Origin of the sequence: Caenispirillum bisanense (assembly GCF_039523075.1) — a bacterium.
In the GTDB taxonomy this organism is placed as follows: Bacteria; Pseudomonadota; Alphaproteobacteria; order Rhodospirillales; family Rhodospirillaceae; genus Caenispirillum; species Caenispirillum bisanense.
Window position 1 is genome coordinate 1 of record NZ_BAAAEP010000011.1, and the last position, 12,725, is coordinate 12,725.

A 12,725-nucleotide genomic window follows, 5' to 3' on the forward strand; every position below is an offset into this window, starting at 1 on the left:
CAGGTCGGCGGGCGTGCCGCGATCCACCGCCCCCACCACCTGGCTGCGGGCGGTTTCCGGGTCGTGGCGCGGCAGCCAGATGGTGAAGGTCGCCCCCTCCCCCGGCTCGCTCTCGACGAAGATGAAGCCTTCCGTCTGCCGCACGATGCCGTAGACGGTGGACAGGCCGAGCCCGGTGCCGGCGCCGGTGATGCCGACCTTGGTGGAGAAGAACGGCTCGAAGATGCGGCCCAGGTGCTCCGGCCGGATGCCGGTGCCGGTGTCGGCGACGGCGATCTCGACGTAGCGGCCGGGCGGCACTTCCTCCACCCCGCGGCGGCGGGCCACCGGCACGTCCACCACGCCGGTGCGGATGGTCAGGGTGCCGCCGCCGGTCATGGCATCGCGGGCATTGACCGCCAGGTTGATGATGACCTGGTCGAACTGGCCGGGGTCGACCCGCACCAGCCCCAGCTCGCGGCCGTGGATCATGCTCAGGGTCACCTGCTCGCCCAGCAGGCGGCGCAGCAGGTGGGAGAGTTCCGACAGCGCGTCAGTGGCGTTCAGCAGCTTGGGCAGCAGCGGCTGCCGACGCGAGAAGGCCAGCAGCTGGCGCACCAGATTAGCGGCGCGGTTGGCGTTCTGCTTGATCTGCATGATGTCGGCGAAGCTGGGGTCGCCGGCGCCGTGGCGCTGCAGCAGCAGGTCGCAGAAGCCGATCATGGCGGTCAGCAGGTTGTTGAAGTCGTGCGCCACGCCGCCGGCCAGCTGACCCATGGCCTGCATCTTCTGGGCCTGGGCGAACTGCATCTCCAGGTTCTTCTGCTCGGTGGTGTCGACCACGTGCACCAGGAAGCCGCGCACGCCGCCGTCGCCGCCGCCGCCGGCCTCCGCCTCGCCGCCGTCGCCGCCCAGCGCCGCCACCGCCAGCGAGCACACGCGCTCCGCCGCCTCGGCCAGCCGGACGTCCACCTTGGCCACCGCCCCCGCCTCGCCGGCCAGGGCCATGCGCGACAGCAGCGCCTCCAGCAGGTCGCGGTCGTCGCCGTCGAGCAGGTCGGCCAGCGGCCGGTCGGTCAGATCGCCCTGGCCGAGGCGCACCAGCTGGCTGAAGGCCGCATTCACCGCCTCCAGCGTGCCCGACTGGTCGAGCACCGCCAGCGCCGTCGGCGCCCGCTCGAACAGGCGGCGGAAGGGAGCATCGGCGGCCGACGGCCGGCGCCGTTCGCCGGGCGTCGCCAGCGCCCGCGGGGTGACGTCGTCCAGCCGCAGCACGGCGGTGCGGGTGCGGGTCTCGCCGCCGTCGTCGAACACGTCCTGGGCGACGAAGCAGGGCAACGGCTGGCCGTCGCGGGTGCGATAGACCACGACGCCGCGCCAGGTGCCGTCGCCTTCCGGCCCCAGCCCCTCGTGCAGCAGGTCGTCCACCAGCAGGCCCGACAGTTCCCCCGGCTCCCAGTCCAGCCATTCGGCGAAGCGCTGGTTGGCGAAGCGGATGCGGCCGTCGATGTCGGCGGAATAGGCGCCCACCGGCAGGAAGTAGAGGAAGTCGGACAGGTCGTCGCGTTCCCGCCGCAGCACCTCGTCGATGGCGCGGCGGGCGGTGACGTCCTCCGCCTCCCACAGCACGGCGCCGGCGGGCGCCGGGGCCGGGGCGGGGCCGACCGACACCCGCAGCCACTCCGGCCCGCCCACCGCGTCCATGGTCAGCGGCACGTCGACGATCTCGCGCATGGGCAGGGAGGCGGCGACGCGCAGGCGGCCGACGCTGACATGGCCCTCGTCGTCGCCGCGGGTCACCCGCCGTTCCAGCTCCGCCAGCGCCCCCTCGCTGCCCCAGCGCACCCGGGCGGCGGCATTGGCGGCGAGCACGGTGCCGCTGCGCTCGACGATCTGGCGCGGCCGCGGGTCGGCATCGCGCAGGGCCGCCTCCGCCCCTGCCCGCCGCCGTTCCTCCGGCCGCCAGCGCTGCTGGCGCAGCCACAGGGCGGCGAGCGCGATGCCGGGCAGCGCCGCGCCGACGGCCATCCAGGCGAGCGCGGTGATCAGCGGAACCTCAGAGACGGACACGCTGCCCGCCCTTCTTCTTCTGCTTCATGACGAAGCCGATGACCTCGGCCACCGCCTTGTAGTGCTCCTGCGGGATTTCCTCCTCCAGGTCCACCGCCTTGAACAGGGCGCGGGCGAGCGGCGGGTTTTCGACGATGGGCACGTCGTTCTCCTTGGCGATCTCGCGGATCTTCAGGGCGATCAGGTCCTGGCCCTTGGCGACCACCGTCGGGGCGGCCATCTTTTCCATCTCGTACTTCAGCGCCACGGCGAAGTGGGTCGGGTTGGTGATGACCACGCTGGCATCGGGCACCGCCGACATCATGCGCTGCCGGGCGCGCTGCTGGCGCAGCTGGCGGATCTTGCCCTTGATCTGCGGGTCGCCTTCCTGGTCCTTGAATTCGTCCTTCAGTTCCTGCTTGCTCATCTTCAGGCTGTCGCGGTGCTGGTGGCGCTGCCACACGAAGTCGGCGGTGGCGAGCGCCAGCACCGCCGCGACAACGGCTGCCAACAGAAGAACGATCATCAAATGGGCATGGTCGAGCGTGACCATCAGCGGCTCGTCGACCATCTGCTCCGGGCTGCGGAAGAACGGCACCACCACCAGCACGCCCACCACCGTGACGATGGAAACCTTGGCCACCGACTTCAGGAACTCGACCAGCGAGTTCTTCGAGAAGATCTTCTTGAAGCCCTTGATGATGCTGATGTTGCTGAGCTTCGGCTCCAGCTTCTTCGGCGTGAACAGCAGGCCGACCTGGGTGGTGGTGCCGACGATCGCCAGGATGGTCAGCAGGCCGATGGGCAGCACCAGCCACAGCGACACCTCCCACAGCACCGAGGCGAACAGCTGCCGCGTGCCTTCCGGCGTCAGTTCCACCCGCGCCATGCGGTCGATGAAGCTTTCCAGGTAGTCGCGCAGGCCCGCCATCACCCACGGCGCCAGCAGCCACATGATGATCAGCGCCCCGCCCAGCATGAACAGCGTGCGCAGTTCCTGCGATACGGCAACCTGACCGTCGTCCCGCGCTTTCTCAAGCCTTCGGGCGGTCGGCTCTTCTGTTTTGGAGTCCTTGTCCTCGTCAGCCAAGGCTCACCCTCCGCCGCCGACCGGCAGGAAGCCGGTCAGACTGGTTTCGAAATACCGCAGGAAGACGAACATCATCCCCGGCAGCGCCACCGCCAGCACCGCCAGACCGAACATGATCTGCAGCGGCAGGCCGATGAAGAAAACGTTCATCTGCGGCGACAGGCGCGACAGCAGGCCCATGCCGATCTGGAACACCAGGTTGAACACCAGGAACGGCGACGCGATCTGCAGGCCGATCAGGAACGAATCGTCCAGCGTCTCGGTCAGCACCGCCAGCACATCACCGATGATGAAGCGGTCCCCGGCCGGAGGAAAGGTCACATAGCTGGAAATCAGCGCCTGAATCATCAGGTGGTGCATGTCCAGCGCGAACATCAGCACCAGCGCCAGGATGGTCAGGAAGCCGATGATCATGGCGCCCTGGCTTTCGGTCACCGGGTCGAACACCATGGCGCTCATCAGGCCGGTGTCGCGGCCGATGGAGGTGCCGGCCACCGTCAGCGCCGACATCAGGAACTGGGCGAAGATGCCGAGGAACAGGCCCACCAGCACCTCGCCGCCCACCAGCATCAGCAAGGCGGCGGTGGTCGGCGGCAGGTCCGGCAGGGTGCGGGAGAGCAGCGGCGTGATCACCAGCGTGATCACCAGCGCCATGGCGATGCGCGCCCGCATGGTGACGTAGCTGGCCGAAAAGCCCGGCAGGAACATGAACATCGCCCCCAGCCGCGCGAACACGAGCATGAACGCGAACACGTTCGACGTCAGGAATTCGGCGAGCATGGGCGGCGGGCCCCTCCGGCGGTGGGGCGGGGGGCGCCGCCCGGCGCCGTCCCGCCGCGGCAGGATGGCGGTCTATTGCAGGTTGACCACGTTGTCCATCATGCGCAGCCAGAATTCGTCGATCTGGCGGATCATGAACGGCAGCGTGAACAGGATCGTGACGAACATCACCAGGATCTTCGGCACGAAGGTCAGGGTCATTTCCTGGATGTGGGTCAGCGTCTGAATCAGCGACACCAGCACGCCGACGGCCAGCGCCACCAGCAGCGTCGGGCCAGCAATCTTGAGCAGGGTCCAGATGCCGTCACGGGCAATGTCGACGATGACGCTTTCGTTCATGGCCCCATGTCACGGCGCGGGAGCGGGAAAGGACGCAGCGGCTGCGGCGGCGGCCGCCCGTCAGATCGGCATCTTGAGGATTTCCTGGTAGGCCGAAACCACCCGGTCGCGGATGGTGACCACCGTATCCAGCGCCATTTCCGCGTTGGCCACCGCCATCACCACGTCGCGCATGTCGGCCTGGCCGTTGATGGCCTTCATCTGCACCTCTTCCGACTTGAGGCCGAGGTCGCGAGCCTCGCGCAGGCTGTCCTTCACCAGGCTGGCGAAGGCCGAACCCTGGCCGGACTCGACGGCCGGCTCCGGCCGGCCCTCGGCGACCGAGCGGGCGGCGCTGTTGTAGGCGTTGATGGCGTTGGTGAAGCTGACGGCCATGTCTCTCACTCTCTCTCAGCAGGGGCGCGCGGGCGTTGGTCGCCCGTCAGCGCAGCAGGTCCACGGTCTTCGATGTCAGCTGCTTGGAAACCTGGATGACGTTCATGTTGGCTTCGTAGGACCGTTCCGCCTCGCGCAGGTCCATCAGCTCGACCAGCGGGTTGACGTTGGGGGTCATGATGTAGCCGTTCTCGTCGGCGGCCGGGTGGCCGGGATCGTACTTGCGGCCGAACGGGCTCATGTCCTCGGTCATGCGGCGGACCACCGGCTTCACCGCGTCCAGTTCCTGGTCGACCAGGTTGCGGAAGGTGACCAGCTTGCGGCGGTACGGCTCGCCGCCCGGCATGTTGGACAGCGAGTTGGCGTTGGCCAGGTTTTCCGACGTGACGCGAATGCGCTTGGACTGCGCCTTCATGCCGGCGGAGGCGATGGCAGAGCTTTTCGACAGATCGTCCATGGCGGCTTACCGTCCTTCCTCAGCCCTGGCTCTTGCCAAGAGCGGTCTTCAGCATCTTCACGTTCTTCTGGAACAGGTTGAGCGCAAGGGTGTACTGCCCCTTCACGCTGCCCACCTTCTCCATCTGCTCTTCCAGCACGACGCGGTTGCCGTCGATGCTTTCTTCGTAAGGCTTGCCGTAGGAGTCTTCATAGAACGGGCCGCGGGTCGGCAGGGTGCCCGGCAGGTGCCGCGGATCGGTCTGCGCCACCTGCACCTGCGGCTCCATCACGTTCTTGATTTCCTTGGCGAAATCAAGCTCGCGCAGGTCCTTGGCGCGGTAGTCGGGGGTATTGGCGTTGGCGATGTTCTGGGCGAGCACCTTCTGGCGCTGGGCAAGCCAGTCCAGCTTGGTCTTCGCCATGCGGAACAGTCCCAGGTTCTGAAGGTCCATTCATCCTCTCCATGCGCCGGCGCCGGACGACTCCCGGCTGGCCTGGGAGCATAATCACCCGTTTCCGTTTAAGGAACGGTAAACCGCGGCGCCTGCCCGGTGCCCCCGACGGGCCTGCCGCCCCTCCCTTATAGCCCCCATGTCTTCATTATTTCTTAAGCGCACTCAACCCATTCTCCCTCACCGGAACCCCGTGCCGGAGGTGCCTCGCCATGACCGACGACCACGACTCTCGCGCGCAGCAGACGCCGCCGCAGCGGGCCGTTGCCGTCGCCCTGGCCTGGAACCCCGAACACGACACGGCCCCGCGGGTCACCGCCTCGGGCCGCGGCGCGGTCGCCGAACAGATCCTGCAGCTGGCCTGGGCCAACGGCGTGCGTGTGCGCGAAGACGCCGATCTGGCGCAGATCCTGGCCGCCATCGACCTCGACATGGAAATCCCCGTCGAAGCCTATGCCGCGGTGGCCGAGATCATGCTGTACGTCTATCGCGCCAACGGACAGGAGATCCCGCCGCCAGCCACGGCGGGCGCATTTGCCCCATGAGCAGCGAGCGCTTCGAAACACTCCGGCTTGATCTGGACAAGGTCGCCTCGGTCATCGCCACCGGGCGCCGCCTGCTGGCGCAGGGCCGCACGCTCGACCTGTCGGCGCTGGAAGGCAAGATCGCGGCGGCCTGCACCGCCATCGCCGACCTGCCCCGCGACGAGGCCCGCGCCCTGCTGCCGGCCCTGGAGGCGCTGCTGGAAGGGCTCGACGACCTTGAACAGGATCTGAAAAGCCAGTACGCAGCACATCTCGGGCGCGGCGCCCCGGCCGACCCGACGGCCGCCGCCGCCACCTACCGCCGCACCCAGACCGAGACCGACTGAGCCCCGCCGCCGCGCGCCCATGGACGCCACCGTCTACCTCCGCCTCATCCTCGCCCTGGTGCTGGTCGTCGGCCTCGTGCTGCTGGCCGGCTGGGCCGCGCGCCGCTTCGGCCTGGCGCCCAACGCCCCGGCCGGGCGGCGGGGGCGGCGCGGCCGGCGCCTCGGCATCGTCGAGGTGACGGCGCTGGATTCGCGCCGCCGGCTGGTGCTGGTCCGCCGTGACGACCGCGAGCACCTGCTGCTGCTCGGCCCCCAGCGCGACCTGCTGATCGAGGCCGGCATCCCGGCCCCGCCCGAAGACCTGCCCCCCGGCGACGGGCCCGACCCCGCGCCGCCCGCCCTGCCGCACCGGCCGGACGATCCGGCGCCCATGCCCGCGCCCCAGGAGGACGCCCGATGACCCTGCCCCGCCGCCTGCTCGGCCTCGGCGCCCTGGCCGCCCTGGTTGCCGGCATGCTGGCCCTGGCCGTGCCGCACGATGCGCTGGCTCAGTCCATCAGCGTCGAGCTGGGCGACGACACCGGGTCCACCACCCGGCGCATCGTGCAGCTGGTGATGCTGATCACGGTCATCACCCTGGCGCCGTCCATCCTGCTGATGGTCACCAGCTTCGTGCGCATCGTGGTGGTGTTCTCCATCCTGCGCGTCGCCATGGGCACCAACACCACGCCGCCCAACATGGTGCTGGTCAGCCTGGCCATGTTCCTCACCTTCTTCATCATGCAGCCGGTGTTCGAAACCGCCTGGGATGCGGCGGTGGTGCCCATGGTCAACGAGCAGATCGACGAGTTCGAGGCCTTCGACCGCGCCGTCGCGCCCTTCCACGAGTTCATGATGCGCCACGTGCGCGAGCGCGACCTCGCCCTGTTCATGGACATCGCCGGCGTCGAGGAACCCGAGTCGCCCGAGGCGGTACCCCTGCGCGCCCTGGTGCCGGCCTTCATGATCAGCGAGCTGCGGCGCGCCTTCGAGATCGGCTTCCTGATCTACGTGCCCTTCATCATCATCGACATGGTCGTCGCCTCGGTGCTGATGTCCATGGGCATGATGATGCTGCCGCCGATGATGCTGGCGCTGCCGTTCAAGCTGATCTTCTTCGTGCTGGTGGATGGCTGGTACGTGCTGGTCGGCAGCCTGGTCCAGAGCTTCGGCGGATAGCGCCATGCCACCGGCCGCCGCCGTCGCCGCCCTCGCCCTGCTGATCGCCGCCGCCCTCGGCCCGCCCCCGGCCGGCGCGGCGGACGACGAGGCGGCGGCGGCCGCCTTCACCTGCTTCATGGCCTACGGCGAGGCGCAGTCCGCCGCACGCAGCGATGCCGGCCGCCGGCTGCCGGCCGAGGCGGCGCGTCGCCTGTCCCGCCACATCGACGCCCTGGGCCTGACGGCGGCGGAGCGCGACGCGGCGGTGGCGACGGCGCGCGGGCGCTACCTCGCCGCCCGTCCCGACGACCTGCGGCGGGACTGCGACCGGCTGCTGAAGGCCCTGCCGCCGACAAACGGTTGACACCGGCAGCCCTTTCCGCCCACCATCCTGCCTGTTCCAGGGGAGCCCCGTTAGGGGGCTGAGAAACCGCCGGGCCTTGGCCGACGCGGAGACCCTTTGAACCTGATCCGGCTCGTACCGGCGTAGGGAGGAAACAGGTCTCGGCCACCGCGCCGGCGCGCCCGCCATCCAGGGCACCCGCCGCCCGCCCGCCCGCAGACCGCACCCATTCCGCCACAGCGCAGGCGACAGCCGGATCTCCCGACGTCATCCGATCGAGGAGATCCCGTGTCATGCCCGATACCCGCCCCCAGCCCGGCCCCGCCGCCGGCCCCGACGGCTTCAGCGTCTCCACCGGGCCGCTGCCCTCCAGCCGCAAGGTCCACCTGCCCGGCACCCTGCACCCTGACGTGCGCGTCGCCATGCGCGAGATCGACCTGGAGCCGTCGTCCGGCGAGCCGCCGGTGCGCGTCTACGACAGTTCCGGTCCCTATACCGACCCCGCCGCCGCCATCGACATCCGCCGCGGCCTGCCGCCCCTGCGCGCCGCCTGGATCGCCGCCCGCGGCGATGTCGAGGCCTACCCCGGCCGCGCCGTGAAGCCGGAGGACAACGGCCGCCGCAGCACCGACCGCGGCGCCGACCTGCCGCCCTTCGACCGTGCCGACCGCCCGGTGCTGCGCGGCAAGGCCGGGGCGGCGCCGACCCAATTGGCCTATGCCCGCGCCGGCATCGTCACCCCGGAGATGGAATACGTTGCCGTGCGCGAAACCCTCGGCCGCCGGCAGGCGGCGGCGCGGGCGGCGGACGGCGAGAGCTTCGGCGCCGCCTTGCCGCCGGTGGTGACGCCGGAGTTCGTGCGCGACGAAATCGCCCGCGGCCGCGCCATCCTGCCGGCCAACATCAACCACCCGGAAAGCGAACCGATGATCATCGGCCGCAATTTCCTGGTGAAGATCAATGCCAACATCGGCAATTCCGCCGTCGCCTCCTCGGTCGCCGAGGAGGTGGAGAAGATGGTGTGGTCCATCCGCTGGGGCGCCGACACGGTCATGGACCTGTCCACCGGCCGCAACATCCACGACACCCGCGAATGGATCATCCGCAACGCCCCGGTCCCCATCGGCACCGTGCCGCTCTATCAGGCGCTGGAGAAGGTGAACGGCGTCGCCGAGGATCTGACGTGGGAGGTGTTCCGCGACACCCTGATCGAGCAGGCCGAGCAGGGCGTCGACTACTTCACCATCCACGCCGGCCTGCGCCTCGCCCACATTCCGCTGACGGCGCGGCGGGTGACCGGCATCGTGTCGCGCGGCGGCTCCATCATGGCCAAGTGGTGCCTCGCCCATCACCGCGAGAGCTTCCTGTATGAGCGCTTCGCCGACATCTGCGCCCTCTGCCGCACCTACGACATCGCCCTGTCGCTGGGCGACGGGCTGCGGCCGGGCTCCATCGCCGACGCCAACGACGCCGCCCAGTTCGCCGAGCTGGAAACCCTGGGCGAGCTGACCAAGGTCGCCTGGGACCACGACGTGCAGGTGATGATCGAGGGGCCGGGCCACGTGCCCATGCACAAGATCAAGGAGAACATGGACAAGCAGCTGGCGCTGTGCGGCGAGGCGCCGTTCTACACTCTCGGCCCGCTGGTCACCGACATCGCGCCGGGCTACGACCACATCACCTCGGGCATCGGCGCGGCGATGATCGGCTGGTTCGGCACCGCCATGCTGTGCTACGTGACGCCCAAGGAACACCTGGGCCTTCCCGACCGCGACGACGTGAAGGTGGGGGTGGTGACCTACAAGATCGCCGCCCACGCCGCCGACCTCGCCAAGGGTCACCCGGCGGCCCAGGAACGCGACGACGCCCTCTCCCGCGCCCGCTTCGAGTTCCGCTGGCGCGACCAGTTCCGCCTCGCCCTCGACCCGGAGACGGCGGAACGCTTCCACGACCAGACCCTGCCGGCGGAGGGCGCCAAGTCGGCGCACTTCTGCTCCATGTGCGGGCCGAAGTTCTGCTCGATGAAGATCAGCCAGGACATCCGCGACGCCGCCGCGGCATCGGACGGCATGGCCGACATGGCGGAACGGTTCCGCGCCGGCGGCGGAGAGATTTACGTGCGGGAGTAAGGGCGGGCCGCATCACTCCCGCCCGGCGGCCCCTGCGTCAGGGCCGCCGGGCGGGGCGCGCGGTTACAGCCCGAACGTCACATGGCCATGGTCGTCGATGGTCCAGCTGGCGTTCCAGGCGATTTCCCAGGCGTGGCCGTCGGGGTCGGCGACATAGCCGCGAAAACCGCCGTGCGGCGGCGCATCGGCGGGGCGGAGGACCGTCCCGCCGGCCGCCGTCAGCCGATCCATCACGCGGGCGACCTCCTCTGCGCTGCCGACGTTGTGGGCCAGCGCCACGGCGCCGGAGCCCTCCGCCGCCGTGCGCTGCATGTCGGCCTCCAGCTGCGGTTTCAGCCAGGTGCCGAGCACGAGGCCGTTCATCTGGTAGAACACGATCTCGGCGTTCTCGAACACCGGCTGCCAGCCGAAGCCCTCGCCATAGAAGCGCTTCGACACCGCAAGATCCTGCACGCCCAGGGTAATGACGGAAATCTGCTGCTGCATCGTGGCGTCTCCTGTGTACCGGCATCCCCTATCCCGACCGGCGGGGATCGCCGGGCGCCGGTTCGGCCCTGTCCGGCCGTCACGGCCACCTCTGGCGCCGAAGGTGGTCGACAAGAACGCGAAGCTTCGGGGCGACGTAGCGGCGGCTGGGGTAGTAGAGATAGAACCCGGCGAAGAAGGGGCAATAGTCCTCCAGGATCGGCAGCAGCTCGCCCCGCCCGATATACGGGCGGAAGTTCTCCTCCATGCCGAAGGTGATGCCCGCCCCGGCGGTGGCCAGCTTGATCATCAGCGCCAGGTCGTTGGTGGTCACTCTCGGGGCGACGGCGACGCTGAACTCGGCCCCTCCCTCCGCGAACTCCCAGCGATAGGGCGCCGCCTTGGGCGTCCGACGCCAGCCGATGCAGGCATGGGACGCCAGTTCGGCCGGATGTGACGGCACCCCGAAGCGATCCCGATAGGACGGCGCGCAAACGGCCAGCTGGCGCTCGTTCCCGCCGACCGGGGCGGCGATCATGTCCTGCTCGATCACCTCGCCCAGACGGACCCCGGCATCGAAGCCTTCGGCCACGATGTCGAATTCCTCGTCGGTCACGGTGATGTCGAGGCCCACCTCGGGGTAGGCCTCAACGAATTCCGCCAGGAACGGCCCGGACAGGAAGCGTTCGGCGATGGACGAGACGGCGAGCCGCAGGCGCCCGCGCGGGTGGCCGGTCAAGACCGCCGTCCGCTCCAGCGCCGCCCGCACGTCGGCGACCGCCGGCGCGACCTCGGCATGCAGCGCCTCGCCGGCCTCGGTCAGGCTGACGCTGCGCGTGGTGCGCCGGACCAGCGCGATGCCGAGGCTTTCCTCAAGCCGCCGGATGGTCTGGCTGACGGCGGACCGGGTCACCCCCAGCCTGTCGGCCGCCGCCCTGAAGTTCCGCTCCTCCGCCACCAGGACGAAGACGGCAAGGGCATTGAGATCGGGCTGCATTGGTTAGCCTGCCTCGCCAACGTGGCAAATCATTGTCGTCTTATGGTGACAATGGCGCCGACCTATGTTTCGGGCAAGCCAATCGACGACATCAGGAAAGGAAATCAGCCATGTCCATCGACAAGGTCGTCCTCATCACCGGCGCCTCCAGCGGTATCGGTGCCGGCATCGCCCGCGCCCTGGCCGGCACCGGCGCCAGGCTCGCCCTCGGCGCCCGCCGCACGGAGCGCCTGGAGGCCCTGGCCCGGGACCTCGGCGGCCCGGTGCTGACCCGGCGCCTGGACGTCACCGACCGCGCCGATGTGGCCGCCTTCGCCGAGGCGGCGCGGGAGCGGTTCGGGCGCGTCGACGTGATCGTCAACAATGCCGGCATCATGCCGCTGCCCCCCCCTGACCGCCCTCAAGGTGGACGAGTGGGACCGCATGATCGACGTGAATATCCGAGGCGTGCTCCACGGCATCGCCGCCGTGCTGCCGGAGATGCAGGCACGCGGCTCCGGCCATGTGATCAACATCGCCTCCATCGGCGCCCTGCAGGTGGTGCCGACGGCGGCGGTCTACTGCGCCACCAAGTACGCCGTGCGGGCGATCTCGGACGGGTTGCGGCAGGAGAACGACCGCATCCGCGTCACCTGCATCCACCCCGGCGTGGTCGAAAGCGAACTGGCCGACACCATCACCGACCCAGAGGCTGCCGAGGCGATGAAGAGCTACCGCAAGATCGCCCTGACGCCCGATGCCATTGGCCGGGCCGTCCGCTTCGCCATCGAACAGCCCGCCGACGTCGACGTCAGCGAGATCGTCGTCCGCCCCACCGCCAGCCTGTAATGCCGCTGCCTTCGCGACGGAGATTGTCCGGGCCGGCGGCGGTGAGACTACCTGGGGGGTAGGATTATACGGAAAAGGGGAGAGACCCATTTGATCTCTCCCCGATCGCTTACCTATGTCGAGCCACGCGCTTGTCGCGCGCGACTACCTACAGGAGCAAAGCTTGCATCAATAAATCAGGCCGCTTGCTTTCGGTCCACTGCCTCACGAGCCCGCCACTGGCCGAACCAGGACATCTCCCTAAAGGCGTCACCAGATTTTACCGCGGCCTCCAACCATGCCCTGTACAGGGCCTCGTACAACGTGGCTTTTTCGACCATAGCTCCCTCGCTGTGCCTACTGATGGGGTATCCCGCAGTTCGGCGCATTCACGCCGCCTATATGAAGCCAGTTGCCAACCACTTCAACCGTTATGTCCGGATGTGTAAAGCGAAAGCTGAAAGCCATTGC

General features: G+C 69.2%; 16 protein-coding genes, 1 pseudogene and 1 riboswitch. Of the genes and pseudogenes, 8 read left to right on the forward strand and 9 right to left on the reverse strand.

The window, feature by feature from the left end; genetic code table 11:
* The 7 genes from ABD056_RS06995 to flgB all read right to left on the reverse strand — a co-directional run.
* Nucleotides 1-2,007 (reverse strand): ATP-binding protein (locus ABD056_RS06995; protein WP_425545017.1); only part of this gene is annotated, 2,007 nt, incomplete at its 3' end.
* Between the two features lie 28 nt (nt 2,008-2,035).
* A complete protein-coding gene (flhB, locus tag ABD056_RS07000; protein WP_343865738.1) occupies nt 2,036-3,118 on the reverse strand; it encodes a flagellar biosynthesis protein FlhB in 1,083 nt (360 codons plus the stop codon).
* A 3-nt stretch (nt 3,119-3,121) separates the two neighbouring features.
* Entirely contained in the window at nt 3,122-3,898 is a 777-nt protein-coding gene (gene fliR / locus ABD056_RS07005; protein ID WP_343865740.1) for a flagellar biosynthetic protein FliR, read from the reverse strand.
* A 72-nt stretch (nt 3,899-3,970) separates the two neighbouring features.
* Entirely contained in the window at nt 3,971-4,237 is a 267-nt protein-coding gene (gene fliQ / locus ABD056_RS07010; protein WP_343865742.1) for a flagellar biosynthesis protein FliQ, read from the reverse strand.
* A 60-nt stretch (nt 4,238-4,297) separates the two neighbouring features.
* On the reverse strand, nt 4,298-4,612 hold the full coding sequence (gene fliE, locus ABD056_RS07015; RefSeq protein ID WP_343865745.1) for a flagellar hook-basal body complex protein FliE: 315 nt from the start codon (nt 4,610-4,612) through the stop codon (nt 4,298-4,300).
* Between the two features lie 46 nt (nt 4,613-4,658).
* Entirely contained in the window at nt 4,659-5,069 is a 411-nt protein-coding gene (flgC, locus tag ABD056_RS07020; RefSeq protein WP_343865747.1) for a flagellar basal body rod protein FlgC, read from the reverse strand.
* A 19-nt stretch (nt 5,070-5,088) separates the two neighbouring features.
* On the reverse strand, nt 5,089-5,502 hold the full coding sequence (flgB, locus tag ABD056_RS07025; RefSeq protein ID WP_343865749.1) for a flagellar basal body rod protein FlgB: 414 nt from the start codon (nt 5,500-5,502) through the stop codon (nt 5,089-5,091).
* A 212-nt stretch (nt 5,503-5,714) separates the two neighbouring features.
* On the opposite strand from flgB, the gene ABD056_RS07030 reads away from it, so the two are divergent.
* The 6 genes from ABD056_RS07030 (at nt 5,715) to thiC (ending at nt 9,985) form a co-directional block, all read left to right on the forward strand.
* Complete coding sequence (locus ABD056_RS07030) at nt 5,715-6,047, forward strand: EscU/YscU/HrcU family type III secretion system export apparatus switch protein (RefSeq protein WP_343865750.1); 333 nt, start codon at nt 5,715-5,717, stop codon at nt 6,045-6,047.
* A complete protein-coding gene (locus ABD056_RS07035; protein ID WP_343865752.1) occupies nt 6,044-6,373 on the forward strand; it encodes a hypothetical protein in 330 nt (109 codons plus the stop codon). The genes ABD056_RS07030 and ABD056_RS07035 overlap by 4 nt, the downstream gene beginning before the upstream one ends.
* Before the next feature lie 19 nt (nt 6,374-6,392).
* On the forward strand, nt 6,393-6,773 hold the full coding sequence (locus tag ABD056_RS07040) for a flagellar biosynthetic protein FliO (RefSeq protein WP_343865754.1): 381 nt from the start codon (nt 6,393-6,395) through the stop codon (nt 6,771-6,773).
* The gene (gene fliP / locus ABD056_RS07045; RefSeq protein ID WP_343865756.1) at nt 6,770-7,531 is read left to right on the forward strand and encodes a flagellar type III secretion system pore protein FliP; all 762 of its coding nucleotides are present in this window, start codon (nt 6,770-6,772) and stop codon (nt 7,529-7,531) included. The genes ABD056_RS07040 and fliP overlap by 4 nt, the downstream gene beginning before the upstream one ends.
* A gap of 4 nt (nt 7,532-7,535) precedes the next feature.
* Complete coding sequence (locus ABD056_RS07050) at nt 7,536-7,877, forward strand: hypothetical protein (protein WP_343865758.1); 342 nt, start codon at nt 7,536-7,538, stop codon at nt 7,875-7,877.
* A 28-nt stretch (nt 7,878-7,905) separates the two neighbouring features.
* Nucleotides 7,906-8,023: riboswitch (TPP riboswitch) on the forward strand.
* A 126-nt stretch (nt 8,024-8,149) separates the two neighbouring features.
* Nucleotides 8,150-9,985, forward strand: coding sequence for a phosphomethylpyrimidine synthase ThiC (thiC, locus tag ABD056_RS07055; protein WP_343865760.1), 1,836 nt, complete (start codon nt 8,150-8,152; stop codon nt 9,983-9,985).
* Between the two features lie 63 nt (nt 9,986-10,048).
* Here thiC and ABD056_RS07060 read toward each other — a convergent pair whose 3' ends face one another.
* Together ABD056_RS07060 and ABD056_RS07065 are read right to left on the reverse strand one after the other, a co-directional pair.
* Nucleotides 10,049-10,471, reverse strand: coding sequence for a VOC family protein (locus ABD056_RS07060; RefSeq protein ID WP_343865762.1), 423 nt, complete (start codon nt 10,469-10,471; stop codon nt 10,049-10,051).
* 79 nt (nt 10,472-10,550) lie between these two features.
* Nucleotides 10,551-11,447, reverse strand: coding sequence for a LysR family transcriptional regulator (locus ABD056_RS07065; RefSeq protein ID WP_343865764.1), 897 nt, complete (start codon nt 11,445-11,447; stop codon nt 10,551-10,553).
* Between the two features lie 110 nt (nt 11,448-11,557).
* Here ABD056_RS07065 and ABD056_RS22905 point away from each other — a divergent pair.
* Both ABD056_RS22905 and ABD056_RS22910 read left to right on the forward strand, forming a co-directional pair.
* Nucleotides 11,558-11,767 (forward strand): annotated as a pseudogene (locus tag ABD056_RS22905) (SDR family oxidoreductase); the annotation flags it as partial.
* A 103-nt stretch (nt 11,768-11,870) separates the two neighbouring features.
* Nucleotides 11,871-12,275, forward strand: coding sequence for an SDR family oxidoreductase (locus ABD056_RS22910; RefSeq protein WP_425545016.1), 405 nt, complete (start codon nt 11,871-11,873; stop codon nt 12,273-12,275).
* Nucleotides 12,276-12,725 lie beyond the last annotated feature (450 nt).